Source organism: Mesoterricola silvestris, assembly GCF_030295405.1.
Classification (GTDB): domain Bacteria; phylum Acidobacteriota; class Holophagae; order Holophagales; family Holophagaceae; genus Mesoterricola; species Mesoterricola silvestris.
Genome location: NZ_AP027080.1, coordinates 1,512,041 through 1,538,239 on the forward strand (window position 1 = coordinate 1,512,041; position 26,199 = coordinate 1,538,239).

Consider the following 26,199-nt stretch of genomic DNA (forward strand, 5'->3'; position numbering starts at 1 on the left):
ACAACCCCATCGTCCAGTTCTCCATGCGCCGCAGGCCACCCATGCCTCCGGCCGCATTTCCAGTAGCTGCTGGAACCCTCCAACCCCACCGCACGGGAGCCCCGTATGGCCTTGAACCGTCGTACCTACACCCTCCTCACCCTCGCCCTGGCCGCCGCTCCGGCGTTCGCCCAGGTGAATGCCCTCAGCCACCTCACGAACCTGCGCAGCTCCCTGGGGCTGGACGGGCAGCACTCCTTCGCCCAGCGCAATGCCATCAGGGACGAAGCGGGCCGGACCCACGTGCGCTTCCAGCAGTTCTACCAGGGCGTGCCGGTGTTCGGCGGCATGGCCATCACCCACACGGACGCCACGGGATCCGAGCGCCCCATCACCGACCACCTGGTGCGCAACATCGCCCTCAACGTGCAGCCCAACCTCGCCCCCGCCGAGGCCGTGGCCGTGGCCCACGGGCACCTCGCCCCCACCGGCGCCTATGCCCAGGAGCCCACCGCCAAGCTGGTGGTGTACCCCGTGAAGGCCCTCGCCGCCAAGGCGGGCCGCTTCCAGGCCGCCAACGCGGAGGACTTCGAGGAGCAGGTGATCCGCCACGTCCTGGCCTACCACGTGCACACCTCCCTGCGCAACGAGGGTGAAACCCGCGACACCGACTACATCATCGACGCCCACACCGGGGCGATCCTGGACACCTGGGACGATCTGCACACCACCGCCGCCGTGGGCTCGGGCATCTCCCAGTTCAGCGGCACCGTGGCCCTGAACACCAACCTGAACGGCAGCAATTACGAGCTCAAGGACACGGTCCGGAGCATGAACATCTCCACCTACAACCTCAACCACGGCACCAGCGGCACCGGCACCCTCTACACGGACGCCGACGACGCCTGGGGCAACGGCACCAACTACACCGGCTCGACCACCTCCACCACCAGCGCCACGGGCCAGACCGCGGCGGTGGACGCCCACTACGGCGTGGGGATCACCTTCGACTTCTACAAGAACCTCTTCGGCCGCAACGGCATCGACGGGGCCGGCAAGGCCACCTACAGCCGCGTGCACTACAGCACGAGCTACGACAACGCCTTCTGGGACGACACGTGCTTCTGCATGACCTACGGCGACGGCAGCTCCTTCAAGAGCCTCGAGGCCCCCGACGTGGCCGGCCACGAGATGAGCCACGGCGTGTGCGCCTCCACGGCGAACCTCACCTACTCCGGCGAGTCCGGCGGCCTCAACGAGGCCAACTCCGACATGTTCGGCAACATGGTCGAGCTCTACGCCCGCAACGGCTTCACGATGCCCGCCACCGTGGCGAACACCGACGCGTGCTGGACCGTGGGCGAGCAGCTCTCCTCCACCCCCCTGCGCTACATGTACAAGCCCAGCCTGGACGGATCGAGCCCCAACGCCTGGTCCTCCACCGTGAAGAACCTCGACGTGCACTACAGCTCGGGCCCGGCCAACCGGATGTTCTTCTTCCTCAGCCAGGGCGCCAGCGCGACCAACACCAGCAACTACTACAGCTCCTACGCCCCCTCCGGCTTCAGCGGCATCGGTCCCGAGAAGGCCATCCGCATCTGGTACAAGGCGCTCACCACCTACATGACCTCCAGCACCAACTACGCCGCGGCCCGCACCGCCGCCCTCAGCGCGGCCTCGGACCTCTACGGCGCCGCCGGCGCCGAGTATGCCGCCGTGCAGAACGCCTTCGGCGCCATCAACGTGGGCGCCCTGGCCTCCACGGGGGTGTCCGTGGTCCTGACCCCCTCCACCGCCACCCTGGCCCCCAACGCCACCCAGCAGTTCACCGCGGCCGTCAGCGGCAGCACCACCACCACCGTGACCTGGACCTGCACGGGCGGCACGGTCACCTCCGCCGGCCTCTACACCGCCCCCGCCACCGTGGGCACCTACACCGTCACCGCGACCTCCACCGCCGACACCAGCAAGTCCGCGAGCGCCACCGTGACCGTCACCACCGGTTCCACCACCTACGCCGAGGTGGAAAGCAACGGCACCATCGCCACCGCCAACGCCGTGGGCAACGCCGTCACGAAGATCACCGGCTTCATCGGCACCACCACCGACGCCGACTACTTCAAGGTCCTCGTGGGCGCCGGCGCCACCCTCACCGTCAACATGACGGGCCCCGCCAAGGACTACGACCTCTACCTGTACAACGCGTCGGGCACCAAGCTCGCCAGCAGCACCGGCACGACGTCCACCGAGTCCGTCACCTACAAGAACACCGGAACCGCCGGCGTCAACTACTACATCCTGGTGAAGGGCTACAACAAGGCCTACTCCACCACCGCCGGCTACACGCTCGCACTCACGCGATAGCCGTACGAGCCCGAAAGGAAAGGGCCGCCTCCGGGCGGCCCTTTCCTTTCGGCCGCCCCGGCTTTCCGGCCCTGACCAGCCTGCCCTGCCGGCGGCCGCGGGTCGTGACGGCGGGGTTCCATCCGTACCTGGCGACCCATCCGGGTCCCAGCATTCTGCGCCGACCCATCGGTAGCGCAAACGCAGCAGCAAGCTGCTGCGTTTGCGCTTGCCGTTGTCCATTGGACGGAAGGGGATGGCGGAAGGGGGGTGCGCCCAAGGGGGAACGCTTGCCTGGCACGGCATGATTTGACGGGGGGCGGGGCTGCAGGCGCCAAGGTCGCCGCATGGCAGGTGTCCTGCCGGAACCCATGGCTTTCTCTTTACATGCCGGAATTCCGAAGGAAGCCAATTTTTCTTCAAATGGGGGATCCCGGATGGAATAGGGCCCTCACGTGAACGGTCCTGAAAATGGGACATGGAATCCCGATTCCGAAACTGGCGGTATGGGTCTTCCTTCAGATACATGGAGAATTCCGCCGGTATCATTCTTGCTGGAGGCAGGGGAACCCCGTTTCAAATCCTTCCCCGCCCCTGCCTCTGGAGCCCAGGTGCCCGTTCTTCGAATGACCCTTCGCGATGCATTCCGTGGGTTGAGCCGATCCCCGGCTTTTTCCCTGACCACCCTGTTGGTCATGGCACTTGGGCTGGGAACCAACATCATGTTCTTCAATGCCGTCCATGCGCTTCTGTGGCGGCCATTGGCGTTTCCCCAATCCGAAGGGGTCCTGTTCGTCCAACTTCAAGGTGATCGCGCGGCAGGCTTCAGTGCCACTGGACGCGACGCCGCAGTCCTACACGATCACGTCCCTGACGTGGCGGAAATCGGACTGGTGAACACGACGGCCAACCTCGCTTTATCCCTTGGGGACCAGACCCTGGATTTGACCGCAGCCGAAGCCAGTTCAGGCTATTTCCGGCTTCTGAGGTTGCAGCCTCTGGTCGGCCAGTTCTTCGGCCCTGAAGAAGACCTCGACAACCCCACCGAACAAAAGGCCGTGCTGACCGAATCCGCGTGGCGGTCTCGATTTCAGTCGGACCTGTCGGTGGTCGGCAGGACCTTCATGACCGAATCAGGTACCGAGCGTTACCCCGTCCGAATCCTTGGAGTAGTCCGAAGCGGGGTCACCCTGCCTTTCGCGGCCAATGCTGAAATTGTCACGGCGATTCCATGGATGGACACGAAGGTCCGGGCCCAGGGCTCCCACTTCTACAAGACTCTGGTCCGGTTACGCCCAGGGGTAAGCCGGGAGCAAGGATCAGCCGAGATTCAGACGGTGTTCAGGACCTTGGGCAACCTGGGGCCGGAGTTCCCCTTGGATCGGAACTTCCGGCTGGACCCGCTTCGCCAAGTTGTGATTCCGGCGCAGCCCGCGGTGTTGTTCCTCCTCTACGGGGCCGCGGGCCTATTGCTCCTGCTTACCGCTGCCAACGTCGCCAGCCTATTCCTCGCGCGGGCACTTAGCCGGGCCCATGAGATGGCGGTTCGTCAAGCCCTGGGGGCCGAGCATCGGCATCTGTTCTTGACCTACTTTATGGACAGCTTCCTGGTCTGCGCGGGCGGTTTGGCCCTGGCCATGGCCTTGAACTTCGTTGCTGGGCCGATCGTGCTTGCCCTGATGCCCGAATTAATCCGGGTGGGCTCGGAACTGCTTCGCCCCGGCTGGGCACTTTTGGGCTTCGGCACAGCGCTGTGCTTGGCCGTGTCCATCCTGTTGGCAGCCTTGGTGGCGTTCCAGCCTCAAAGGGTCGAATTGGCCAATTCCATGGGGGATGGCGGCCACGCCGCCACCGAAGGCCGACATCCCGTGAGGGCGGCACTCCTGCCAGCCCAGGTCGCGATCATTCTGGTCCTGTTGACTGTCGCCAGTTTGGTGACCCGCAGTTGCATCCAGGCCCTGACCCTGGACCCAGGCTTCCGGTCCAAGGGGGCATATTGCTTTGAAGTGGTAATGCCGGATCCTGCCAATCGCTGGGCCCCCGCCGGTTTTGAGCTCCTAGGCCTCGCGGCCAACCTCCCGGGGACCAAAGCTGCCACCTTTTCCAAAGGTGAACCGGTAGGTCGTGGTTCCCGTTGGGTTAGCACCATTTGCAGCCACCCGGGCCCAGCCCTCCCGCAGGATCCACAGGCCCGCTTCATGGGCATTTCCACATCCTACTTCGAGACCTTGGGAACCCGGATTATGGACGGCCGGGGCTTCACCGAAGCTGAGGTCCGCGCGGATTCCCCGGTGGTCATCCTCAATTCCACCTTGGCCAAGCAGTTGTTTCAGAACCAGAACCCGCTCGGGCGGTCTGTGCGTATGGGAATGGGGAATCGTCAGGTCGAGGTCGTTGGCATTGTCCAGGATCTCCGCAGCCATGCTCTCGACCAATCGGCACTGCCGGAATTCTTCATTCCCTATTTCTCGAAATTTGGGGCCAGCATGACCGTCACCGTACGAACTGACCTGGCGCCTGGGGAATTCGAGCGGGCCTTCCGGTCCCGAATGGGTGTGTGGAACGGCGGAGCCCGGATGCGGAAGGTGAAACTCCTGGCCGACTTGTCTGTGGAAACCCTTGGCGAGCGATTTCGGGCCAGTGCTTTGATCGCCGGGGTCGCATTTCTAGGTTTGGTGATCGGTGCGACAGGCCTATACGGCACTCTGTCGACCCAGGTGACCCGGGGCCGCCGTGAAATTGGGATGCGCATGGCCCTTGGGGCCAGAACCGGAGAGATCCTGGCGCTTGTGCTTGGACGCGGGGCACGCAGGGTCGGGATAGGAATGGCGTTGGGGCTACTGGGTTCGTCCGCAGTCGCTCACCTCCTAGCCAATCGTCTATATGGAATCGGCCCCATGGACCCCATCGCTTTTTCCTTCGCCGCACTGGTATTGGGCCTAGTCTGCTTTCTGGCGAGCCTGATCCCCGCGTTGAGGGCGGCTTCCGTCGACCCAGCCCAGGTGCTCAGGGGAAATTAGGTTCCTTCAAAAACCTAGGTCATACAACCACCCACATAAGGGACAGGGCGAATTGAACCCCTCCTGTCCCTTCAACCCTGGGTTGGCTTAATGAACTGCATTACGCCTCCGGGCGGCCCTTTCCTTTCGGACGCCCCTGCCTTCTGGCCCTGACCAGCCTGCCCTGCCGGCGGCCGCGGGTCGGGACGGTGGGGTTCCATCCGTACCTGGCGACGCATCGGGGTCCCAGCAGCCTGCGCCGACCCATCGGTAGCGCAAACGCAGCAGCGAGCTGCTGCGTTTGCGCTTGCCGTGATCCATTGACGAAGGGGAGAGAGGAGGCGTGGGTGCGGCGCATACGGTGCCGGGGCCGGGGGAACGATGCGAGGCCGCGATGGACGGTGATGTGCGGGATAAAGAACAAGGCCATGGGTTCTGGCAGGCCACCGGCCGCTCGGCAGACCTGACGGATGCAGCCTCGCCCCGAGTCAAACCATGCCGTTCCAGGCATGCGTTTCACCTGGGCCCCACCCCACTCCGCGATCCCCTTCCGTCCAATGGACAACGGCAAGCGCAAACGCAGCAGCTTGCTGCTGCGTTTGCGCTACCGATGGGTCGGCGCATAATGCCGGGACCCCGGTGGTGGGTCGCGAGCCGCGGATGGAACCCGGCCGCGACGTCCCGCGGCCCCCGGCAGGGCATGCCTGGCCTGGCCACGCCGACGAACCCGCCGAATTCCCTACTGCGTCGCGACCCGCCGCAGGTTTCCGCGCACCAGGTCCGGGGGCAGCGGGACCATGCCGTTGAGGCGGACCTGGTTCTGGCCGTCTTGGGAGAGGACGAACTCCATGAAGGCCGTGATCCTGGGGTTGAGGGCCTTGCCGGGGGCCTTGTTGAGGTAGATGTAGATGCCGCGTACGAAGGGGTAGGAGCCGTCGGCCACGGTCGCGGCGGTGGGCGCCACGGCGGCGCTCCCGCCCTGGGGGACGATGGGGAGGGGGCGGACGCCTTCGTAGATTTCGGAAAGATCGCCGTAGCCCATGGCGCCGGGTTCGGCCAGGACCATCCGGTAGACCTCCATGCCATCCACCCCGTGGCGGGTGTCGGCCTTGGGCTTCCCGTCCTTCAGGATGGTGTGGATGAAGTCGTCCCGAAGGCCGGCCCCTTCCGGGCGGCCCACCCGGAGGATGGGCCTGGCCTTCCAGGCGCGGTCCGTGACCCCGAGATCGCCCCAGGTGGCGGCGTCCCCGGGCCACTTCAGGAGGCGGGTGGTGCTCCAGGCCGCGTCCAGCTGCTCCACCTTGACCTTCTGGATGGGATTCTGCTTGTGGACCATCACCACCAGGGCGTTGAGGCCCACGGTGATGCGGGTGGGCGGGTAGCCCCACCGGGCGGTGAACGCACTCACCTCCTCGGGCTTGAGATCCCGGTTCATGCCGGCCAGTTGGGCCGTGCCGTCGATGAAATTGCGGGCGACCATGGCGGCCACCATGGGCTGGACGTTCATCTGGATTTCGGTGTCCCGCAGGCGGTAGGCGTCCCGCCAGAGCAGGAACGTGGATTCCATGTTCGTCGGGGTGGCCGCGAGAAGGGGGTCGCCTGGCGCCGGGGTGCGCGCGGACAGCAGGAAGCCCATGGAAAGGAGGGTGCAAAAGGCCAGGCATTTCATGGGGTCCCCCGGGTGCAAAAGCGGTCCTGCTTCCGAAGCTGGTGCCAATTCGAAGAATAAGTTCAGAAAACCAATGGATGATATCATCGCAATGTTTCACTCATTGGCTTTCTGACAACGTGGAATTCACAAGGAGGCCCTCATGCGATTCCCGCGTGGCCTGAACTCCCTGCTGCTCGCCAGCGCCCTGGTTTCCGCCCTGCCCGCCCAAGCCCAGGCCCCCCGGGCGGGTAACGCCATCGTGGTGGCGGAAATGGTTGAACCACTTATGGCCAAGTGGAAGGACGCCTACCGGTCCAAGCATCCGGGGTGGGACCTCTCCTACGCCTCCACCCTCCAGGATTCCGTCTTCAAGGCCTTCCTCGCCGGCCAGTCCCTGCTGGCGCCCAGCGCCCGGGACTTCACCCGGGAGGAGATCGCCGCCTTCACGGCCAAGTGGGGCTATGCGCCGACCCGGGTGGCCATCTGCATGGACGGCCTCGTGGTCCTGGTGCACAAGAGCAACCCCCTGAAGGAAATCAAGATCGAGCAGCTGGACGCCATCTATTCCACCACCCGGCTCCAGGGCTGGCCCAAGGATATCCAGGTCTGGGGGGATCTGGGCCTGACCACCGGCAACTGGGCGACCCGCCCCATCGAAGTCCTGGGCCATCCCGTGGGCTCGGGCACCCGCATGTTCTACCTGAGCGCGGTGCAGAAGAACGGCACCAGCAAGCCCACGATCCAGCGTGGCGCCGATATCCTCGAAATGGTGGAGAACCTCACCGCCAACCAGGCCGCCATCGGGTACGGCTCCATGAGCCAGAACTATTCCTCCCTGCGCACCGTCCCCGTGGTGCCAGCGGGCGGAAAGACGGCAATTGAAGCCAACCCCGCCAATATCGTGGAGGGGGCCTACCCCCTCGGGCGCATCCTCTACACCTATGTGAACCAGGCCCCCGGCAAGCCCCTCAACGCCAACCTGCTGAACTTCCTCCGGTACATCCTTTCCAAGGACGGGCAGTCCCAGGTCACCTCGGCCGGCTTCGTTCCCCTGGCCGAGGACATCGCGGGCATCAATCTCCGCCGCCTGGAAGCAGCCCGTTAGCCCGGCCCCGCTCCAGGGCTAGGATCACCCGCTTGCGGGCGGCGCCCCAGTGGTAGCCGCCCAGGGCCCCGGAAGCCTGGATGATCCGGTGGCAGGGGATGAGGAGGGCGATGGGGTTCCGCCCCACCGCGGCTCCCACGGCCCGGGCCGCGCCGGGGTCGCCCAGGGTCCGGGCCAGGTCCCCGTAGGAGAGCACCCGGCCCTCGGGGATGGCCAGGAGGGCCTCCCAGACCTTCAGCTGGAAGGGGGATCCCTGCAGCAGCAGGGAGAGGGGCTTCGGGGGCTCCCCCCGGAACCGTGATTCCAGGGCTTCGGCCAGGGGGGCCAGGCCGGCGGGGTCGTGGGGGAAGTCCGCCCGGGGCCACCGGCCCCGGAGCTCCGCCAGGGCCTTGGCCGGGTCCCCGTCCTCCAGGAAGGCCAGGCCGCAGAGCCGGCCGTCCAGGGCCGCCAGGAGGGCCTCCCCGAAGGGGGTCGCCACCACCGTCCATCCCACCCGGAGGCCCCGGCCCTGCTCCTTGAACTGTCCCGGGGTCATGCACTCCAGGGACAGGAAGAGATCGTGGAGCCGGCTGGGACTGGAGAGGCCCACCGCGAGGCTGGCGTCCAGCATGGACCGGGAGTCCATGAGGAGCCCCTTGGCCTCCCCCAGGGTCAGGTACTGAAGGAACCGCTTGGGGCTGATGCCCGCCCACCGGCGGAACATGCGCTGGAAATGGAATTCGCTCACCCCCGCCTGGGCCGCCACCTCCGCCAGGGCCGGCTGTTCCCTCACGCTGTCGCAGAGGAAGCGGATGGCCTTGGCGCAACGGGTGAAATCGCTCTGGGACATGGGTCGCCCTCCGGATCCAAGGTGGCGGATCCGCGCCGGCCGGGCAATCCGGTTCTTGCTACTGGATCTTGAAGACGGCCGCCAGGTCGCCGCCGGTGGGGATGATGCGCCCGGCCTTGAGGCAGGTCTCGAAGCCGCCCCGGACGAAGTCCCTCACGCGGTAGAGGGTGGCGAAGTTCCACACCGGCGTGGCCTCCCCCTGGCCGCCCACGATCTCGCCGCCCCGGCGCACGTTGTCGGCCATCCAGGAGGGCAGGGTGAGGTGGTAGGGGTTGCGCACCACTTCGCCCTTGTGGAAGGACGTGGCGGCCACCAGGTCCGCCACCTCCTCGGCGGTGGACTGGATCATGAGGTTGGGATCGGACATGGGATGCCAGTACTCGGTCTCGATGATGCGGCACTTGAAGGCCGGGCCGAGGGTCTTGAGGGCGTCCACCACCAGGTGGTGGGTGCCCAGGTGGGTGCTGTTCCAGTCCTGGTCGTGGGGGATCACGATGAAGGAGGGGCGGTGGTAGGAGATGATCTGGGCGATGGTCTCCACGGAGGTGGCCCAGCCGTCGGGGTTGCCGGCCCGGGTCTTGGGGTTGATGCTGGCGAGGCCGTTCTGCCGGGTGGTGATGAGCTCGAAGCCCAGGAAGTGGCAGGCCCCGTACATCTCCTGGAGGCGGGCCTCCTGGCGGTCCACGCGGCTGCCCTGGGTCACGGCCACCACGCACACCCGGTAGTTCAGTTCCCGGCGCAGGCGCAGGGTCAGGGCGCCGGTGATGGATTCGTCGTCGGGATGGGGGGAGAAGACCAGCACCCGGGGCGCGTTGTCCATGAGCCGGGGGGCGGAGGCGGGGGCGAAGTCGCCCAGCGGCATCTCCCGGGCCTCCTCCTGCAGTTTGACGAATTCCTCAACGTAGTGGGTGTAGGGATGAGTCACGGTCCATACTCCTATGCCAGACGGATACTCATGAATACCACAGAGCCCGGGGGCGGGCATCCTCTTATTGGATGCCTATTCCGGGGCCGATTCCAGGGCTTTGTCCACCATTCCGTTCATTTCCAGACACTGCTTCTGGATCCGCCCGGCGATGCGGGCGACGTCCGGGGAACCGGCGGTCTCCTCCAGGAGCTGGGCCATGAGCAGGATGCTGTTGAGGGGGTTCCGCAGGTCGTGGGCCAGCTTCCGGAGGGTGCGGTGGTGCTCCGCCCGGGCCTCGGCCAGGGCTTGGGCGCCGGGCCGGGAGCGCCAGCGCGCCTGGATCCTGCGGAGGCTTCCGGGGCTCATCACTCCTCCCTGCTTGGCTGGTGGGATATCAAGGCACTACGAGATTAGGACCATTCACCGTTAGTTCAACCCAAACCTGGCCGGGCCCCGTTGCGCCGGGCCGGGTTCTCTGGCTGAATGGCAGGGGAGATCCCGATGAGCTTTGGCGACTTGACCTACCTGGTGGTGGACACGGAAACGACGGGCCTCAACCCGCCCGCGGACAAGGTGGTCTCCGTGGCGGGCGTCTGGGTGCGGGCCGGCCAGGGGCCCTTCCGCCGGGAGAGCTTCCTGGTGGATCCGGGCATCCCCATCCCCCCCGAGGCCTCGGCCATCCACCACATCGTGGACCGGCACGTGGCCGGCGCCCCCGCCCTGGGGGAGGTGCTGCCCGTGTTCCAGAAGGACGACTTCGACGCCTACGTGGCCCACAACGCCGCCTTCGACTTCGGCTTCCTGCCCCGGGCCGGGCGTCCGGTCCTCTGCACCATGCGCCTGGCCCGCAAGGTCTGGCCGAAGCTCAGCAAGTACTCCAACCAGTACCTGCGCTACTTCCTCCAGTTGGAGGTCACCGAGGCCGAGGGCCTGCCGGCCCATGAAGCCCTCGCGGACGCCCTGGTGACCAGCCGCCTCCTCCTCAAGGAACTGGCCTGGCTCCAGGAGAACCCCCAGCCCGGCGTGGAGACCATCCAGGACCTCATCGCCTGGGCCGAGGCCCCCAACCTCCTGGAGACCTGCCAGTTCGGCAGCAAGCACCGGGGCGTGCCCTGGGCCCGGGTACCCAAGGACTACCTGGCCTGGATGAAGCGCGAGGTGAAGGACATGGATCCGGACCTCCGGCACACGGTGGAGCACTACCTGCAGTAGACACGCCCTGAGGGAGGGGTTGTGCATTCCATCACCATTTGGTGCGGGGTCCGCCGGCGCCCCCGGGGGGCTACGGCCCCAGGTGCATTTCATTTATTAAAAATAAATGGGTTAGGGAAAAGTCCCAGCCGCCCTGGCGATTCGATCCAAGAGCGAGGATTCAACGGTTTTTTCCGGGTTCCGATTTTTCCCCTGACCCTACAATAGCGGATCGCGGGCAATTCGAGGTCTTGCGGAGCCCACGCCCTGCGGTCGGCGCGGCTCTACCCACTTTCTGGAAATCCTGGAGGACACGGATGGACACCAAGTCAAAGAAGGAGATGCTCGAGAACCTCCGGAAGGAGGCGCTTCTCGGAGGCGGCCAGGACCGCATCGACGCCCAGCACGCCAAGGGCAAGATGACGGCCCGGGAGCGGGTGGAGGCCTTCCTGGACAAGGGCACCTTCCGGGAGCTGGACGCCTTCGTCGCCCACCGCACCCACGACTTCCAGATGGACAAGAAGACCTTCCTGGGCGACAGCGTCGTCACGGGCTGGGGTCAGGTGGAAGGCCGGCCCGTCTACGTCTTCAGCCAGGACTTCACGGTCCTGGGCGGGAGCCTGGGCGAGGTGCACGCCGAGAAGATCTGCAAGGTGATGGACCTGGCCGTGAAGAACGGCGTGCCCGTGGTGGGCCTCAACGACAGCGGGGGCGCCCGGATCCAGGAGGGCGTCGTGAGCCTGGGGGCCTACGCGGACATCTTCCTGCGCAACACCCTGGCCTCGGGGGTGGTGCCCCAGATCAGCGCCATCCTGGGCCCCTGCGCGGGCGGCGCGGTGTACAGCCCCGCCCTCACGGACTTCATCATGATGGTGAAGAAGACCAGTCACATGTTCATCACCGGCCCCGACGTGGTGAAGACCGTCACCCACGAGGACGTGTCCATGGACGACCTGGGCGGCGCCGGGATCCACGCCAGCAAGAGCGGCGTGGCCCACTTCGTGGCCGAGGACGAGAAGGACGCCCTGGCCGGCCTGCGCACCCTCCTCTCCTACCTCCCCTCCAACAACATGGAGGACGCCCCCCGGGTGGAGACCGGCGACGATCCCAACCGCCGGGAGGAGGCCCTCAACGCCATCGTCCCCGACGACCCCCGCAAGGCCTACGACATGCACGAGGTCATCGGCCACGTGGTGGACTCGGGCGAATTCCTGGAGGTCCACGCGGCCTTCGCGGGCAACATCATCGTGGGCTTCGCCCGCATGGACGGGCACACCGTGGGCATCGTGGCCAACCAGCCCCTGGTCCTGGCCGGGGTGCTGGACATCGACGCCTCCGTGAAGGGGGCCCGGTTCGTGCGGTTCTGCGACGCCTTCAACATCCCCATCATCACCTTCGAGGACGTCCCCGGCTTCATGCCGGGCGTGGACCAGGAGCACCGCGGCATCATCCTCCACGGCGCCAAGCTGCTCTACGCCTATTGCGAGGCCACGGTGCCCAAGCTCACCGTGATCACCCGCAAGGCCTACGGCGGCGCGTACGACGTGATGAGCTCCAAGCACATCCGGGGCGACTACAACGTGTCCTGGCCCACGGGGGAGATCGCGGTCATGGGGCCCGACGGCGCCGTGAACATCATCTTCCGCAAGGAGATCGCCGAGGCCGCGGACCCCGCCGCCAAGCGGGCCGAGCTCATCGAGCTCTACAAGGACAAGTTCGCCAACCCCTTCGTGGCCGCGGGCCGGGGCTACCTGGACGACGTCATCGATCCCGCCGACACCCGCGCCCGGCTCATCGAGGCCCTGCGGATCTCCCAGAACAAGCGCGACGCCAATCCCCCGCGCAAGCACAGCACCATGCCCCTGTGAGGTGAGCCATGGCCAACAAGACCAGCATCAAGGAACTGTCGAAGCACCTGACCACGCCCTACAGCCACCTGGAACTGGGCCAGGTCAACGACCACGCCGCCTACGTCATGAACTTCAAGGACGTGTACCCCTTCCACCGGCACATCCAGGACGAGCTCTACCTGGTGCTCCAGGGCGAGATCACCATCCGGTTCAAGAACGCGGAGGCCATCCGCCTGCGCAAGGGCGAGAGCACCGTGGTGAGGGCCTACACCACCCATTCCTCCGAATCCCTGGAGGGGGCCCTGGTGCTCATGGTCAAGCCCAAGGAAATGTTCCCCCATCCCTCTGAAGTGGAGTAGCGGACATGGCAGCCACACCCCTGATGATCTGCGAGACCCTCCTGCGGGACGCGCACCAGAGCCTCCTGGCCACGCGCATGCGCACCGAGGACATGCTCCCCCTTTGCGAGGCCCTGGACGAGATCGGCTACTGGTCCCTGGAAGTGTGGGGCGGCGCCACCTTCGATTCCGCCATCCGCTTCCTGGGCGAGGACCCCTGGGAGCGCCTGCGGGCCCTCCGGAAGGCCCTGCCCAGGACCCGCCTCCAGATGCTTTTGCGCGGCCAGAACGTCGTGGGCTACAAGCACTACCCCGACGATATCCTCGAGCACTTCATCACGCTGGCCCGGAAGAACGGCATCGACGTCTTCCGCATCTTCGACGCCCTGAACGACCTGCGCAACATGGAACCCGCCATGCGCTTCGCCAAGGCCGCCGGCGGCCACGTGCAGGGGACCATCTCCTACACCATCAGCCCCTTCCACACCAACGCGGCCTTCGTCCAGATGGGCCGGGACCTCAGGTCCATGGGCGCCGATTCCATCGCCCTCAAGGACATGGCCGGCCTCATCACCCCCTACGTCGCCTACGACCTCGTCAAGGCCCTCAAGGAGGAGGTGGGCCTGCCCGTGCAGCTCCACACCCACTACACCTCGGGCTTCGGCACCGCCGCCCTCGTCAAGGCGGCGGAGGCCGGGGTGGACGTGGTGGACACGGCCATCTCCTCCATGTCCATGTCCACCTCCCAGCCCCCCACCGAGACCCTGGTGGCCGCCCTGAAGGGCCAGCCCCGGGACACGGGCCTGGACCTGGGCCGGCTCGCCGACATCTCCCGGCGCATGGAGAAGATCCGCAGGAAGTACGCGAGCTTCGAGGCGGGCGTGGCCGCCGTGGATATCAATGTCCTGCAGTTCCAGGTGCCGGGCGGCATGCTCAGCAACCTGGTGGGCCAGCTCCGCTCCCAGGGGGCCATGGACAAGTACTACGACGTGCTGGACGAGATCCCCAAGGTGCGCAAGGAGATGGGCTATCCGCCCCTGGTCACCCCCTCCAGCCAGATCGTGGGCACCCAGGCCACCCTCAACGTCGTGCTGGGCGAGCGCTACAAGGTGATCCCCGAGGAGGTGAAGCAGTACTTCCGGGGCTGCTACGGCAAGCCCCCCGCCCCCATGGATCCGGATATCCAGAAGCTGGCCATCGGCACCGAGAAGCCCATCACCTGCCGCCCCGCGGAGCTCCTGGAGCCCGGCTGGGAGGCCGCCAAGAAGGAGATCGGGGACCTGGCCGAAAGCGACGAGGACATCTGCTCCTACGCCCTCTTCCCCCAGATCGCCAAGCCCTTCCTGGCCCGGCGCCGGCAGGGGCTGGGGGGCAAGGAGGAGGTGGCCGCGGCCATCGCCGCCGCGATGTTCGCCCAGGCGGACGCCAAGGCCGCCAAGCCGGCCGCGGGGCCCGCCCCGGCGGCCTCCATGTGGAAGATGGCCGGGCGAACCGGCGCTCAGAGGGGATGGTGATCCGATGCCCACGAAATTCAAGCTGACCCTGGAAGGCAACGCCTACGACGTGGAGCGCCGGGAAGGCCTCATGGTGGTCAACGGGGTGGAGTTCTCCCTGGCCGCCAAGGAGAACCAGGTCCTCATCGCCGGCACCCCCCACACCGTCAAGCTGGGCGCCGGCGTGGCCGAGGTGGACGGCATCTCGTACACGGTCTCCGCCGAAGGCCTGGAGGAGCCCTCCCCGGCCCGGGGCCGCCGGGCCGCCAGCTCCAACGCCGCCGCCGAAGCCGGAGCCCTGGTGGCCATCATGCCCGGCCTCATCATCAAGATCCTCAAGAAGGAGGGCGACCGGGTCGAAGCCGGGGAGGTCATCCTCGTCCTGGAGGCCATGAAGATGCAGAACGAGCTCCAGGCGAAATCCGCCGGCGTCATCCGCCAGATGAACGTGAAGCAGGGGGATAACGTGGAGATGCGGCAGGTGCTCTGCGTGATCGAGTAGGGGGGTAATGAAACAGGCTCCCAGGACAGGCGTGGCCAGAAAATAGATATGATATATACTTTCTGGTGGAGGTGGCGCCATGTCGCAGGTCAGGGCCAAGGTATTCTGGAGCGGCCCGAGCCAGGCGGTTCGGCTGCCGAAGGCCTTCCGGTTCAGTACCGATGAAGTGACGATCCGCAAGGTGGGGGATTCCCTGATCCTGGAGCCCGTCCACAAGCGGGAGTGGCCGGTGGGATATGCGGCGAGCTTCGCGGACATGCCCGAAGACTTCGAGCGGCCGGAGCCGCTGCCGGGCTCCGGGCACCGGGATGTGCTCCTGGAGGAGCTGTGAAATACATCCTCGACACGGATACCTGCATCTTCGCGTTGAAGCGGCGTCCAGGGGTTCTGCAGCGGCTTCTCCGGGAGAGCCCGGACGATGTTGCGGTCAGTGCCATGACGGAGGCCGAACTGACCTTCGGCGCCCTCAAGAGCGCCGCCCCGGAACGGGCCCTGCCCCAGGTGGCCTCGTTCCTGGAACCTTTGGTGGTGCTGCCCTTCGATGGCGTGGCGGCCCGGAAGCATGCCGGGATCCGGTTCGCGGTGCCCAGCAGCCCCATCGGGGAGCGGGACATGGTGACGGCGGCCATCGCGGTGGCCAGCGGGCTGGTTCTCGTGACCCACAACACGCGGGAGTTCGCGCGGGTGGAAGGGCTGGCCCTGGAGGATTGGGCGGAGCCCTGAAGCCCGGCGGCAAAGCCGGGGGAAGTACGTCAAAATGGAGATCTTCATTAATCGGAAGGAATCCATGCACAAGCTCCCCGTCATCGCCCTCGACGGCCCCTCGGGGGTCGGGAAGTCCACCACGGCCAAGGCGGTGGCCCAGGCCCTGGGATGGAACTACCTGGACACGGGGGCCATGTACCGGGCCACTGCCCTGGCGCTTCAGCGGGCGGGGGTGGGGCTGGAGGACCGGGAGGGGCTGGAACGGGCCCTGGCGGGGCTTCGCATCCAGCAGCGGGGCACCCGGGAATTCCTGGGGGACGAGGACGTGAGCGAGGCCATCCGCTCCCCGGAGGTGACCCGCATGGTCACCCCGGTGTCGGCGGACGGGCGAGTCCGGGAGGTGCTGGTGGACCAGCAGCGGGCCATCGCGGGCTCGGGGGGCTGGGTGGTGGACGGCCGGGACATCGGAACGGTGGTTTTCCCGGACGCATGCTGCAAAGTATTCCTCACGGCCGGCGTGGAGGTGCGGGCCCGGCGCCGGGCCCTGGAACTGGAGGCCAAGGGGGCCTCCGTGTCCCTGGCGGAGGTGGCGGCGGATATCGAACGCCGCGACCTGGCGGATTCCACCCGCGCCGTGGCGCCCCTCCGGAAGGCCGCGGACGCGGTGGAACTGGACTCGGGCGGCATGGGGTTGGAGGAGGTGGTGGAGTGGATCGTGGCGCTCCACCGGCGCCACTGATCACACCCGGAATTCGTCGGGGCGCCAGGTCTGGATGCGCTTCTTGATGGCCTCGCCGCCCAGGTTCTCCCGGAGGGCCTCCTCCACCCGGGCCGCCAGTTCCCCGTCGGAGGCGAAGCGCAGGGCCACGAACTGTCCGGGCCGCAGGCGGTCGATTTCCGGCCGCAGGCTTTCGGGGAGCAGGGCCCGCATGCGCAGGGTCTCCTCCAGGCGGATCACCCGGTCCTGCACCCGCAGGGCGTAGAGGCGGATCTTGAGGAAGGCCAGGGCCAGGAAGGCCAGGAGGAGGAGCTGGGTCCAGGCCCCCGCGTGGCCGCGGATGGCTCCCAGGACGGCCAGGGCGATGCACGCCAGGAGCAGGCCGAAGCCCCAGTAGTGGTACCCGGGATCCAGGCGGCGGTGGGTGGCGTAGGACTGGGTCACGGGAGGCTCCTTAGCGGGCGGGGCGGAAGGCCTTGATCACGGCGGGGTCGGTTTCCAGGATGGGGCCCCCGGCCAGTTCGATGCAGTAGGGGATGGCGGGGAACACCGCGTCCAGGCATTCCCGGATGGACTTGGGGCGCCCCGGGAGGTTCACCACCAGGCTGGAACCCCGCAGCCCCGCCATCTGCCGGCTGAGGATGGCGGTGGGGACGTACTGCAGGGACACCGCGCGCATGCGCTCCCCGAAGCCGTCCAGGATCCGGGGGCACACGGCCCGGGTGGCCTCGGGCGTCACGTCCCGGGGCGAGGGCCCCGTGCCGCCGGTGGTGAGCACCAGGCAGCAGCCCTCCTCGTCGCACAGGGCCCTGAGGGTGGCCTCGATGACGGGCTGTTCGTCGGGGATGACGTGGTAGCGCTCCTCCCAGGGCGTGGCGAGGTAGGCCCGGAGGGTGTCGCGGATGGCGGGCCCGCCCAGGTCCTCGTAGACCCCCGAGCTTGCCCGGTCGGAAATGGTGACGATGCCGATGCGTGGTTTCATGGGGCTATCCTACACGAAAGGGCGGGCTCCGGATGCCGTTGGGCCCTCCGGCAGGGGCGAGCCTGCCCTGCCGGGGGGCTGCTGGGCCAGCCGCGAGGTTCCGGGGGGAAGGGCCGGCCCATGGGGTCCCGGAGCGGCGCCCCGACCCACCGGTAGCGCCACCAGCAAGCTGCTGCTGGCGCTTGCCGTCATCCATTGACTAGGGGGACGGTGGAGGTGGAGCGAAAAGCTGGCCACCCCAGTTTTTCCTGCTTTTCCCAGCGCCCCAGCGAGCCCTCAGCGCCCCAGCGTTTTTCTTTTTCCCCGGTCATCCACGGCCCTCGTGTCCGGGCCGAAACGCCAAGGGCGCCCGGAGGCGCCCTTTGGCGAAAGCACGTGATGACCTACTTGTGGTCGTGGTCGCAGTCCGGCCCATGGACATGTTCGGCAGCCTGGACCGAATCCGGGGACCCGCCCTCCTGGTGCTCCAGCTCGCCGCCCTCCAGACCGCCCGCGTCAAACCGGGCCGAGGGGATGCCGGCCTCGCGGCGGCGCTCCAGCTCCACCAGGGCCGCGAAGGCGTCCTTGTCCAGCAGCTCCTCGGTGACCGTGGCCGCGGCCACCATCATCTGGAAGATCTTGTCGGTGCGCACCCGGCCCTTGATCTCGGTGGTGGAGCCGCGCTTCTCCAGGTTGGCCTTGAAGGCCTCGAAGGTCTGGGGGACCTTGTGCTCCTCCATGATGGCGCGGATCTCGGCGTCGATCTCCTCGTCGGTGACCTGGAGGTCCTCGGCGTTGCCGATGCTCTGGAGCAGGTAGCCGGAACGCACGGCGCGCTCGGCGTCCTGCATGCGGCTCTGGCGGTAGCCGGCCCAGTTGATGTTCTTGGGATCCACGCCCTGGCGGGCGGCCATTTCGGCGAATTCCTGGCAGTAGTCGTCCAGCTGGAGGCTGACCATGGAGGAGGGCACCTCGAAGGGGGCGGCGTCCAGGAGGGTGTCCAGGAGGGTGGAGTGCAGGCGGGCCACGGCGTCGCGCTCGGCGGCCTCTTCCAGGTCCTTCTTCACGAAGGCCTTGAGATCCTCCAGGTTCTCGTGGGCGCCCAGGTCCTTGGCGAACTCGTCGCTCAGCTCGGGCACCTCGCGCATGCGCAGGTCCTTGAGGGTGGCCTCGTAGGCCACGGCCTTGCCGGCCATGGCGCGGTTGGGGTCCTCGGCGGGGATGGTGATGGAGAACTTCTTGGTCTCGTCCGCCTTCATGCCCAGGATCTCGCCGTCGAAGGGGCGGCCTTCGGCCAGCTGGATGACCTGGTCCGTGTAGTTCACGGGCTTCATGCCCTGGGGCTTCACCTTGATGTCCAGGGTGGCGAAGTGGCCGAGGGCGGCGGGGGCGTCCTCCACGGGGATGAACTTGGCGTGCTGCTGGCGCAGGGACTCCAGGTGCTCCGCGATGGCCTCGTCGTCGATGGCGCGCTTCTTCTTGGTCACCGCCAGGCCCTTGTAGTCGGGCAGGGTCACTTCGGGGGCCACGTCGAACTGGGCGCGGAAGACGCCCTCGGCGCCCTCCTTCAGGTCGATCTTCTCCAGGGCGGGCCGGGAGATGGGGTTGGCGCCGGCCTGGGCGGCGGCGGCCATGAAGTGCCGGGTGATGAGGTTCTCGGCCACCTCGGACTGGATCTCCCGCTCGTAGCGCTTCATGAGCACGTCCTTGGGGGCCTTGCCGGGGCGGAAGCCGGGCACCTTGACCTTCGGGGCGATCTTCGCGAGGACCTTGCCGAACTCCTCGCTGACCTCGGCGGCCGGGACCGTGACGTCGATGGACTTCCGGGTGGAGGTGTGGTGCGTGAGGCTGGACTGCATGGGTGCTCCTGGAACAGGTTGAGGTGCGTCGGGCGGGGGGGTGGTGCGAATGGCGGGACTCGAACCCGCACGGTGTGAACCGCTGGAACCTAAATCCAGTGCGTCTACCAGTTCCGCCACATTCGCTTGGAGAGGTGCTGCAGGCTCTTCGTGGTGCGCCCGGAGCGACTCGAACGCCCGACCCTCAGGTTCGAAGCCTGATGCTCTATCCAGCTGAGCTACGGGCGCACAACGAAACCGCTATTTTGCCACGAAACCGGCGGGAATTCACGCTTCAATCGGCGGGGGCGCCCAGGCACCAGGCATCGGCCCGGGCGTTGCGGGCGAGGGTTTCCAGGTGGGGGTTGGAAAGACCCAGGTCCCGGGCCGCGTTCCACTCGCCCGGCAGGTCGGTCGGGATGAGGCCGGGATCGTCGGTGCCCAGGGCGCAGCGGACCCCGGCCTCCAGGAGGAGGGGCAGGGGGTGGGGCCCCAGATCCGGCACCAGGGCCCGGTTGGAGGTGGGGCACACGTCCAGGGCGATCCCCCGGTCCACCAGGAGCTCCACCAGGGCGGGGTCGGAGGCGGCCCGCACCCCGTGGACGATGCGCTCCACCCCCGCGTCCAGGATGGCCTCCCGGACGTTGGCGCCCGGGCCGTTCTCCCCGGCGTGGGCCGCCAGGCGAAGGCCTGCGCCGCGGGCCCGCTGGAACACCGGGGCCCAGTCCCGGAAGGGGACCCGCTCCAGGCCGCCGGTGGAGAAGCCCACCACCCATCCGGGCCTTCCGGGCAGCACCAGGTCCAGCACCTCGTGGCCGTGCCCGGGGCCGAAGTGGTTCACGGCGTCGATGATGACGGCGATGCGGATCCCATCGCGCCCGGCTTCCCGGATGCCCTCGTCCAGACCCTTCCACAGCGCGTCCAGGGAGAGGAAGGCCGCCTGCTTCACCAGCAGGTGCGGGGAGACCCAGAGATCCACGCCCCGGGGCCCACCGTCGGCCGGGGGAAGCCGGCCGGCCGCGGCCCGCACCGCGTCCCGCACGGCGTCCGCGTCGCACAGGAAGCGGCAGCCGAAGAAGAAGGCCTGGATGAAGCTTTCAAACGGAACCGCCTCCCCGCGCCACAGGGCCTCCAGGGGCGCGGGGAGCTCCATGCCCCGCTCCCGGGCCCGGTCCCGCACCCACCGGGGATCCAGGCCGCCCTCCAGGTGGGCGTGGCGGTCGATCCCGGGGCAGGGGGGCATGGGGCTGGATCTATTCGTCGTAGTCGTCCATCTGCAGGTCGCCGGGGTCCACGCCCTCGGCCCGGGCGCCGGAGATGCCGAGGCTTTCCTCCAGGGTGTCCTCGGTGGCCGGATCCACCTCGCCTTCGGGGATGAAGTCGTCATCGATCTGGAGCGCCGCCTTCTCCTTCTTGACGGCCTTGGGCTTGGCGGGTGCTTCCTTCTGGTTCGCGCCGCACTTGGGGCACAGGGCCTCAGGTTTCGTGAAGTCGTAGAACTTCGCTCCGCATCCGAAACAGGTCCATTTCTTTCCAAGATTCGCCATGGCTTCCTCAATCCCGTTTAAGGGTCAAGGATTTACCATGATTCAGGGCCCGTGTCACCAGGAAGAATGGGCTAGTGCGCTCCCCAGGGGGCCGGTCCCAGCCGGGAGGGGTCTCCGGCGCATAGCTGCTGGACAACCGTGTGGTAGAAAATCTGGTGCTGGTTTTCCAGGTCGATGCCGTACCTTTCCACGAACGAAGCCCGGCTCCGGTCCAGTTCGTCCTTCAGGACGGGGTAGAGGCTGCCGTCCTGCTGGCCCTGGGTGACCTTGGCGGGGAAGTACAGTTCGATGTCGCCCACCAGGACCCGGGCGCTGCGCTCGGCGTTCTGGCGCACGCGGGGGTCCAGGGGGGCGCCCTGGGGCTCGGCGATGGCGTCCGGGATGCGCTGGGTGAGGGTGGAGGGGTGGGATTCCACGGGCGCGGAGCGCTCCTCGTCCTTCACCCCCGCCAGGAAGGACAGGCGCGCCTCGGCGCAGAGGGCCAGGGCCCGCACGTGGTTGGGGTGGTCGATGGCGGCCTGGAGGCCGCTGTCCACCAGGAGCAGGGCCACGATGCGCTTGCGCAGGCGCAGGGGGAGGATGAGGATGTCCCGGGCCTGGAAGCGGCTCAGGGGGGCCAGGAGGGCCTGGTAGGCGGGACCCGGGCCCGCCACGAAGAGGGCGCGGCCGGAAAGCAGCTCCTCCAGGTCCGGGGGGGGGACCACGGGGCTGCCGGCCCGGGGGGATTCGCCGTCGAAGCCCCGGTGGGCGAAGGCGGTGGCGATGCCCTGCTTGAGGACGAAGAGGGCGCTGCGCTCCACGAAGCGCTGGGTGGCGTCCAGGAGGTGCTTGAGCACCTCGCCCTGGGTGTGGGCGTTCTCCAGGAGGTCCAGCCCCGCGCCCAGGTCCCCGTCGGTGTCCGGGGGGGGCTCGGGGGCCGGGGGAGGCTCGGGCACCGGCATGGCCGCCTGGATGGATTCCAGGAGGGCCTCGTCCGGCGCCAACTGGCCGATGCCGTCGCTCCAGGCGAGCATCACCCGCTCCAGGAGGGCCTGCTGGCGGGTGTCAACCCACTGCTGCAGCAGATGCTTCAATGAGGCCTGCAGATTCTCGTCCATGTCGTTCCCGATTTGAGGCAATGGTACCCGAAAACCCGGCCGTCCAACCCGCGGCTGGCAATTATTCCGCCGGGGCGATAGGATTCACCCAGGTTCAAGGGCCCCAACATGGAGCGAACAAGCATGGCCGATCTTTTGATCCAGGTGCGCGAGGTGGATGGTGTGGCGGTGATGCGGCCCGAGGGCTTCATCAACGCCCATACGGTCCGGATGTTCGAGGACGCCCTGGAGAAGCTCGTGGCCGAGGGCCGGTTCACCATCCTCCTGGACTGCCAGGGCCTCAACTACATCAGCTCCGCAGGCCTGGGGGCCATCATGGGCCTCATCGAGACCGTGCGGGACAACGGCGGGGACATCCTCCTCTGCAACCTCCACGAGAACGTCTTCGCGATCTTCGACACCCTGGGGTTCACCCAGCTGTACCGGGTCTTTCCCACGGAGGCCGAAGCCATCCTGGCCGTGGCCGGGAAGGCCTGAGTGCGTGCCGCCGCAGACCCCGAGAGCTTCCGGCTGGTCATCCCCAGCCAGACGCGGTACCTGAACCTGGTCACGGGCCTGGCCAAGCGGGCCTCGCTGGTGGCGGGCATGGACGACGCCACCGCCGCCAAGGTCTCCATCGCCGTGGACGAGGCCGTCACCAACGTCATCATCCACGCCTACCGGGGCGAGAGCACCCACCAGGTGGAGATCGAGCTGCGCTTCCGGGAGGAGGCCCTGGAGATCCGCATCTGGAACACCGGCGGCGGCCTCCACGACGAGGACGTGGTGCTGCCCGATCCCAAGGAGTACGTCAAGCACCCCCGCAAGGGCGGTCTGGGGCTCCTGCTCATGAGCCGCTTCATGGACGAGATCCACTTCAAGGACACCGACGGGCGCAGCGAGTGCTGCATGATAAAGCGCACTCCAGCCTGATTCGTGGGATTATCGGGGTCTGGGAAGGCAACCGGCGTGCGGCCATGCCCCCCAGGGAGGCTCCCGCAGTGCTCTCATTCGGCAGACACCTGAAAACCGCCATGCTGTGCCTGGGGTTCATCGCCGCCCAGGCCCAGCAGACGGAGCCTTCGGTGGAGGCCCGGAAGGCCGCCCTGCCCGCCCTGAAGGGCCAGGAGCGCATGGCGGCGCTCCTGGACCTGGCCAACGGCATCGAATCGGCCTCCCCCCAGGAGGCCCTGGTGTACGCCCAGGAGGGGCTCTCCCTCGCCGTGGCGCAGGGGGACCGCAACCGGGAGGCCGCCTTCCTCACGTCCACCGCCTACTGCTCGGGCCAGTCGGGGGACTACCCCAAGGCCATCGAGTACGGGCGGAGGGCCCTGGCCCTGAGCACCCAGCTGGGCGACAAGGACCGCATGGCCAAGGCCCACAACGCCCTGGCCATCACCTACACCTTCGTCGGTTCCTACAGCCAGGCCCTGGACGAGGCCATCGAATCCCTGCGCCTGCGGGAGGAGCTGGGGCTGGAGAAGGCCGTGACCCAGTCCCTGAACCTCATCGGGGTCGTGTACCACAACAGCGGGCAGTACGACAAGGCGCTGGACTACTACGGGCAGATCCTCAAGCGCATCGACCAGCACCCGGACAACAAGCGCCTCATCCTGACCCGGCTCAACATCGGCTTCGCCCAGTTCAAGATGGGCCGGCTGGAGGAGGCCCTCGCCAACCACCAGGCCGCCTTCGCCCTCTCCCGGGAGACCCGGGACGACAGCTATCTCGCCTACAACTACATGAACCTGGGTATGACCTATTCGGAACTGCGGAAGTTCGACCTGGCCCGGGAAAACCTGCGCCTGGCCCGCCTCCAGTACGCCAAGTTCAACCACCGCCACGGCCTCGTGCAGGTGCTCAACGCCTCGGCGCGCATGCACCTGCTTTCGGGCTCGTACCGGCAGGGGATCCCCATCGCCCGGGAGGCGGCGGCCCTGGCCAGCGTCATCAACGCCCGGGACGAGCGCAAGCGCAGCTTCGAGCTCATCGCCGAACTCCACGAGAAGCTGGGCGAGACCGCCGAGGCCTACCGCGCCTTCAAGCAGGCCATGGAGATCAAGGATTCCATCTACACCATCCAGGAAAGCAACAAGATCGCCGAATCCACCATGAAGATCGTGACGATCCGCAAGGACAACGAGATCGAGGCGCTGAAGAAGGAACGGGTGATCGCCTCCCTCCAGCTGGAGCGGAACCGGTACTTCCTGGCCGCGCTGGTGCTGGGCCTGGGCACCCTGGGCACCGCCATCGTCGTCATGGCCGTGCACAGCCGGAACGTGCGCCGGAACCGCGAGGCCCTGCGGCGCTCCAACGACGCCCTGGCCCGCATCAACCTGGAGCTCCAGGAGCGCATGAACGAGATCAAGACCCTCAGCGGCTTGCTTCCCATCTGCGCCCAGTGCAAGAAGATCCGCAACGACCAGGGGTACTGGACCCAGCTGGAGAGCTACGTGTCCGAGCACACCTCCGCCACCTTCTCCCACGGCATCTGTCCCAACTGCGCCGAGGATCTCTACCCCGAGGCCATGGACCGCATGCGCAAACGGACCGGGTCCACGCCATGACCGGTCCCGCGGGAATGCCCCCCTTCGAGCGCCTGCGGGAGCTGTGCACGCGGATCCCCGAGGGCACCCAGGAGCTGCTGCCCATCATCGACTTCCTGGAGACCTTCCCGGCCCAGGCCACGGAGGAGGCCCTGATCCACCTGGTGGGGGTCACGGCCCTGGGCATCGCCAAGGCCAGCCAGGGCGGCATCTGGAACGGCACCCGGTGGATCTTCCTGCGGGGCAACGCCTCGCCCTTCCCCTCCCACCCCGGCCCGGGCTGGACGAGCCTGCCCTGGGCCTACGGGGAGGAGCAGTACGGCCACCTGGTGGTGCGCACCCCGGAGGTGCCCGCGGCGCTCACGCTCCTCCTCTCCATTTCCGCGCCCCTCCTGGCCTGGCGGCGCCTGGAGGCCAACCGCAGCGACCAGAACCGGGCCCTGGCCCTGCAGCTCTCGCGCCTGAACACCCTGTTCGACCTCACCCGCAACCTGGGGGAGGTGGAGACCCGGGGCGAGCTCATCCGGCTCATGGGCAACACCCTGGCGGGGGAGTTCCACATCCAGCGGCTCCTGGTGGTGGGCGCCGACGGCAGCGTCGTTCACAGCCGGGGCCTGGGGCCGCTGCCGGCGGTGCTGGAAGGCGAGAGCATCCACCGCATCGTGGCCGAAAAGGGCCTAGCCCACGCGGTGGAACTGCGGGACCAGGACCACAGCTACGGCTTCGCCTACGCCGCCGAGCCCGCCCAGGGCCGGCTCAACGACGACGACGAGCTTTTCTTCCAGACCCTCATCAACATCACCTCCACCCAGCTGGGTGGCCTCGAGCTGCGGGAGACGCGGATCCAGGCCATGAAGCTGGAGAAGGACCTGGAGCTGGCCCGCAACATCCAGCGCCGCATCCTCCCCAAGCGCCTGCCGGAGCCCGAAGGCTGGCAGTGCGCCGCGGCCAACCTGCCCTACCAGGCCGTGGGCGGCGACCTGTACGACCTCTGGATGGCCTCGGACGTGGACCGCAGCCCGCGCCTCCACATCGCCCTGGCCGACATCTCCGGCAAGGGACTGCCGGCCTCCCTCATGATGACCCAGCTCTCGGCCTTCCTGCGGGCCATGGCCGACCGGCGCGTGGTGGACTGGGGCGCCCTGGCCCTGCGCCTCAACGCGCGCATGAACGAGGTGCGGGACCAGAACCGCTTCGCCACCCTCTTCATGGGCAGCCTCAACCCGGCCACCGGCGACCTCCGCTACGTGAACGCGGGCCACAATCCCCCCCTCCTGGTGCCCGGGGACGGGCGGCCCCTGGAGCACCTGCAGCCCACCGGGCCCATGGTGGGGCTCCTGCCCGGGGCGGTGTTCCGGGAAGGGCGGGCCACCATGCACCCCGGGGACGCCCTGGTCATCTTCACGGACGGGGTGTCCGAGGCCGAGAACCTCGCCGGGGAGGACATGGGGGAGGACCCCCTGGTGGCCACGGTGCTGGAGAACCCCGGCGCCAGCGCCGACGACCTCTTCGAGAAGCTCCTGACCCGCACCTTCCAGCACCTGGACGGGGGCGGCTTCAAGGACGACGTGACCCTGGTGGTGATCAAACGGCTGTGAGTGTAAAGTGGGCCCGGGGAGCG

General features: G+C 67.6%; 25 protein-coding genes and 2 tRNA genes. 15 read left to right on the forward strand and 12 right to left on the reverse strand.

All coding sequences use genetic code 11. From position 1 onward, the window contains the following. Positions 1–105: 105 nt before the first annotated feature. Positions 106–2,343, forward strand: coding sequence for a M4 family metallopeptidase (locus R2J76_RS06275; protein WP_316414959.1), 2,238 nt, complete (start codon positions 106–108; stop codon positions 2,341–2,343). Positions 2,344–2,948: 605 nt separating this feature from the next. Beyond that, positions 2,949–5,342 (forward strand): ABC transporter permease, encoded by a 2,394-nt coding sequence (locus R2J76_RS06280; protein ID WP_316414960.1) that lies wholly within the window; start codon positions 2,949–2,951, stop codon positions 5,340–5,342. A gap of 718 nt (positions 5,343–6,060) precedes the next feature. On the opposite strand, the gene R2J76_RS06285 is transcribed toward R2J76_RS06280, so the two are convergent. After that, positions 6,061–6,990 carry a PstS family phosphate ABC transporter substrate-binding protein gene (locus tag R2J76_RS06285; RefSeq protein WP_316414961.1) on the reverse strand — a complete coding sequence of 310 codons (930 nt, stop codon included), beginning with the start codon at positions 6,988–6,990 and terminating at the stop codon, positions 6,061–6,063. A 142-nt stretch (positions 6,991–7,132) separates the two neighbouring features. Between R2J76_RS06285 and R2J76_RS06290 the strand changes: the two genes are divergently transcribed. Next, positions 7,133–8,077, forward strand: coding sequence for a PstS family phosphate ABC transporter substrate-binding protein (locus R2J76_RS06290; RefSeq protein ID WP_316414962.1), 945 nt, complete (start codon positions 7,133–7,135; stop codon positions 8,075–8,077). On the opposite strand, the gene R2J76_RS06295 is transcribed toward R2J76_RS06290, so the two are convergent. The 3 genes from R2J76_RS06295 to R2J76_RS06305 all read right to left on the reverse strand — a co-directional run bounded on the left by R2J76_RS06295 (position 8,046) and on the right by R2J76_RS06305 (position 10,179). Further along, the gene (locus R2J76_RS06295; protein WP_316414963.1) at positions 8,046–8,906 is read right to left on the reverse strand and encodes a bifunctional helix-turn-helix domain-containing protein/methylated-DNA--[protein]-cysteine S-methyltransferase; all 861 of its coding nucleotides are present in this window, start codon (positions 8,904–8,906) and stop codon (positions 8,046–8,048) included. The two genes, R2J76_RS06290 and R2J76_RS06295, sit on opposite strands and share 32 nt — an antisense overlap. 58 nt (positions 8,907–8,964) lie before the next feature. Further along, the gene (locus tag R2J76_RS06300; protein WP_316414964.1) at positions 8,965–9,831 is read right to left on the reverse strand and encodes a PIG-L deacetylase family protein; all 867 of its coding nucleotides are present in this window, start codon (positions 9,829–9,831) and stop codon (positions 8,965–8,967) included. 75 nt (positions 9,832–9,906) lie between these two features. Beyond that, positions 9,907–10,179, reverse strand: a complete 273-nt coding sequence (locus tag R2J76_RS06305) for a histidine kinase dimerization/phospho-acceptor domain-containing protein (RefSeq protein WP_316414965.1) — start codon at positions 10,177–10,179, stop codon at positions 9,907–9,909. Positions 10,180–10,314: 135 nt separating this feature from the next. Between R2J76_RS06305 and R2J76_RS06310 the strand changes: the two genes are divergently transcribed. The 8 genes from R2J76_RS06310 (at position 10,315) to cmk (ending at position 16,631) form a co-directional block, all read left to right on the forward strand. Beyond that, positions 10,315–11,025 (forward strand): exonuclease domain-containing protein, encoded by a 711-nt coding sequence (locus tag R2J76_RS06310; protein ID WP_316414966.1) that lies wholly within the window; start codon positions 10,315–10,317, stop codon positions 11,023–11,025. Positions 11,026–11,321: 296 nt separating this feature from the next. Continuing rightward, a complete protein-coding gene (locus R2J76_RS06315; RefSeq protein WP_316414967.1) occupies positions 11,322–12,872 on the forward strand; it encodes an acyl-CoA carboxylase subunit beta in 1,551 nt (516 codons plus the stop codon). Positions 12,873–12,880: 8 nt separating this feature from the next. Next, positions 12,881–13,213 carry a cupin domain-containing protein gene (locus R2J76_RS06320; protein ID WP_316414968.1) on the forward strand — a complete coding sequence of 111 codons (333 nt, stop codon included), beginning with the start codon at positions 12,881–12,883 and terminating at the stop codon, positions 13,211–13,213. A gap of 5 nt (positions 13,214–13,218) precedes the next feature. Further along, positions 13,219–14,706 carry a pyruvate carboxylase subunit B gene (locus R2J76_RS06325; protein ID WP_316414969.1) on the forward strand — a complete coding sequence of 496 codons (1,488 nt, stop codon included), beginning with the start codon at positions 13,219–13,221 and terminating at the stop codon, positions 14,704–14,706. A gap of 4 nt (positions 14,707–14,710) precedes the next feature. Then, complete coding sequence (locus R2J76_RS06330) at positions 14,711–15,187, forward strand: biotin/lipoyl-containing protein (RefSeq protein WP_316414970.1); 477 nt, start codon at positions 14,711–14,713, stop codon at positions 15,185–15,187. A 79-nt stretch (positions 15,188–15,266) separates the two neighbouring features. After that, positions 15,267–15,518, forward strand: coding sequence for an antitoxin (locus R2J76_RS06335; protein WP_316414971.1), 252 nt, complete (start codon positions 15,267–15,269; stop codon positions 15,516–15,518). Beyond that, positions 15,515–15,910 carry a type II toxin-antitoxin system VapC family toxin gene (locus tag R2J76_RS06340; protein WP_316414973.1) on the forward strand — a complete coding sequence of 132 codons (396 nt, stop codon included), beginning with the start codon at positions 15,515–15,517 and terminating at the stop codon, positions 15,908–15,910. The genes R2J76_RS06335 and R2J76_RS06340 overlap by 4 nt, the downstream gene beginning before the upstream one ends. Positions 15,911–15,974: 64 nt before the next feature. Next, entirely contained in the window at positions 15,975–16,631 is a 657-nt protein-coding gene (gene cmk, locus R2J76_RS06345) for a (d)CMP kinase (protein WP_316414975.1), read from the forward strand. On the opposite strand, the gene R2J76_RS06350 is transcribed toward cmk, so the two are convergent. The 8 genes from R2J76_RS06350 to R2J76_RS06385 all read right to left on the reverse strand — a co-directional run bounded on the left by R2J76_RS06350 (position 16,632) and on the right by R2J76_RS06385 (position 22,053). Beyond that, on the reverse strand, positions 16,632–17,054 hold the full coding sequence (locus R2J76_RS06350) for a DUF6526 family protein (protein ID WP_316414976.1): 423 nt from the start codon (positions 17,052–17,054) through the stop codon (positions 16,632–16,634). 10 nt (positions 17,055–17,064) lie between these two features. Continuing rightward, positions 17,065–17,592: a molybdopterin adenylyltransferase gene (gene mog / locus R2J76_RS06355; RefSeq protein WP_316414977.1), complete on the reverse strand. Its 528-nt coding sequence runs from the start codon at positions 17,590–17,592 to the stop codon at positions 17,065–17,067. Between the two features lie 383 nt (positions 17,593–17,975). Then, positions 17,976–19,430, reverse strand: coding sequence for a trigger factor (gene tig, locus R2J76_RS06360; protein ID WP_316414978.1), 1,455 nt, complete (start codon positions 19,428–19,430; stop codon positions 17,976–17,978). 41 nt (positions 19,431–19,471) lie between these two features. Continuing rightward, positions 19,472–19,556 (reverse strand) — tRNA-Leu (locus R2J76_RS06365). A gap of 25 nt (positions 19,557–19,581) precedes the next feature. Beyond that, a tRNA-Arg gene (locus R2J76_RS06370) sits at positions 19,582–19,658 on the reverse strand. A gap of 46 nt (positions 19,659–19,704) precedes the next feature. Beyond that, entirely contained in the window at positions 19,705–20,652 is a 948-nt protein-coding gene (locus tag R2J76_RS06375; RefSeq protein ID WP_316414979.1) for an adenosine deaminase family protein, read from the reverse strand. Positions 20,653–20,662: 10 nt separating this feature from the next. Further along, positions 20,663–20,956: an FYDLN acid domain-containing protein gene (locus R2J76_RS06380; protein ID WP_316414980.1), complete on the reverse strand. Its 294-nt coding sequence runs from the start codon at positions 20,954–20,956 to the stop codon at positions 20,663–20,665. Between the two features lie 71 nt (positions 20,957–21,027). Then, positions 21,028–22,053, reverse strand: coding sequence for a hypothetical protein (locus R2J76_RS06385; protein ID WP_316414981.1), 1,026 nt, complete (start codon positions 22,051–22,053; stop codon positions 21,028–21,030). A 123-nt stretch (positions 22,054–22,176) separates the two neighbouring features. Here R2J76_RS06385 and R2J76_RS06390 point away from each other — a divergent pair, with 123 nt between their 5' ends. The 4 genes from R2J76_RS06390 to R2J76_RS06405 all read left to right on the forward strand — a co-directional run bounded on the left by R2J76_RS06390 (position 22,177) and on the right by R2J76_RS06405 (position 26,176). Beyond that, the gene (locus tag R2J76_RS06390) at positions 22,177–22,530 is read left to right on the forward strand and encodes an STAS domain-containing protein (RefSeq protein WP_316414982.1); all 354 of its coding nucleotides are present in this window, start codon (positions 22,177–22,179) and stop codon (positions 22,528–22,530) included. Then, complete coding sequence (locus R2J76_RS06395; RefSeq protein ID WP_316414983.1) at positions 22,531–22,965, forward strand: ATP-binding protein; 435 nt, start codon at positions 22,531–22,533, stop codon at positions 22,963–22,965. A 101-nt stretch (positions 22,966–23,066) separates the two neighbouring features. Next, positions 23,067–24,599, forward strand: coding sequence for a tetratricopeptide repeat protein (locus tag R2J76_RS06400; protein WP_316414984.1), 1,533 nt, complete (start codon positions 23,067–23,069; stop codon positions 24,597–24,599). Then, a complete protein-coding gene (locus tag R2J76_RS06405) occupies positions 24,596–26,176 on the forward strand; it encodes a PP2C family protein-serine/threonine phosphatase (RefSeq protein ID WP_316414985.1) in 1,581 nt (526 codons plus the stop codon). The genes R2J76_RS06400 and R2J76_RS06405 overlap by 4 nt, the downstream gene beginning before the upstream one ends. Positions 26,177–26,199: the final 23 nt, after the last annotated feature.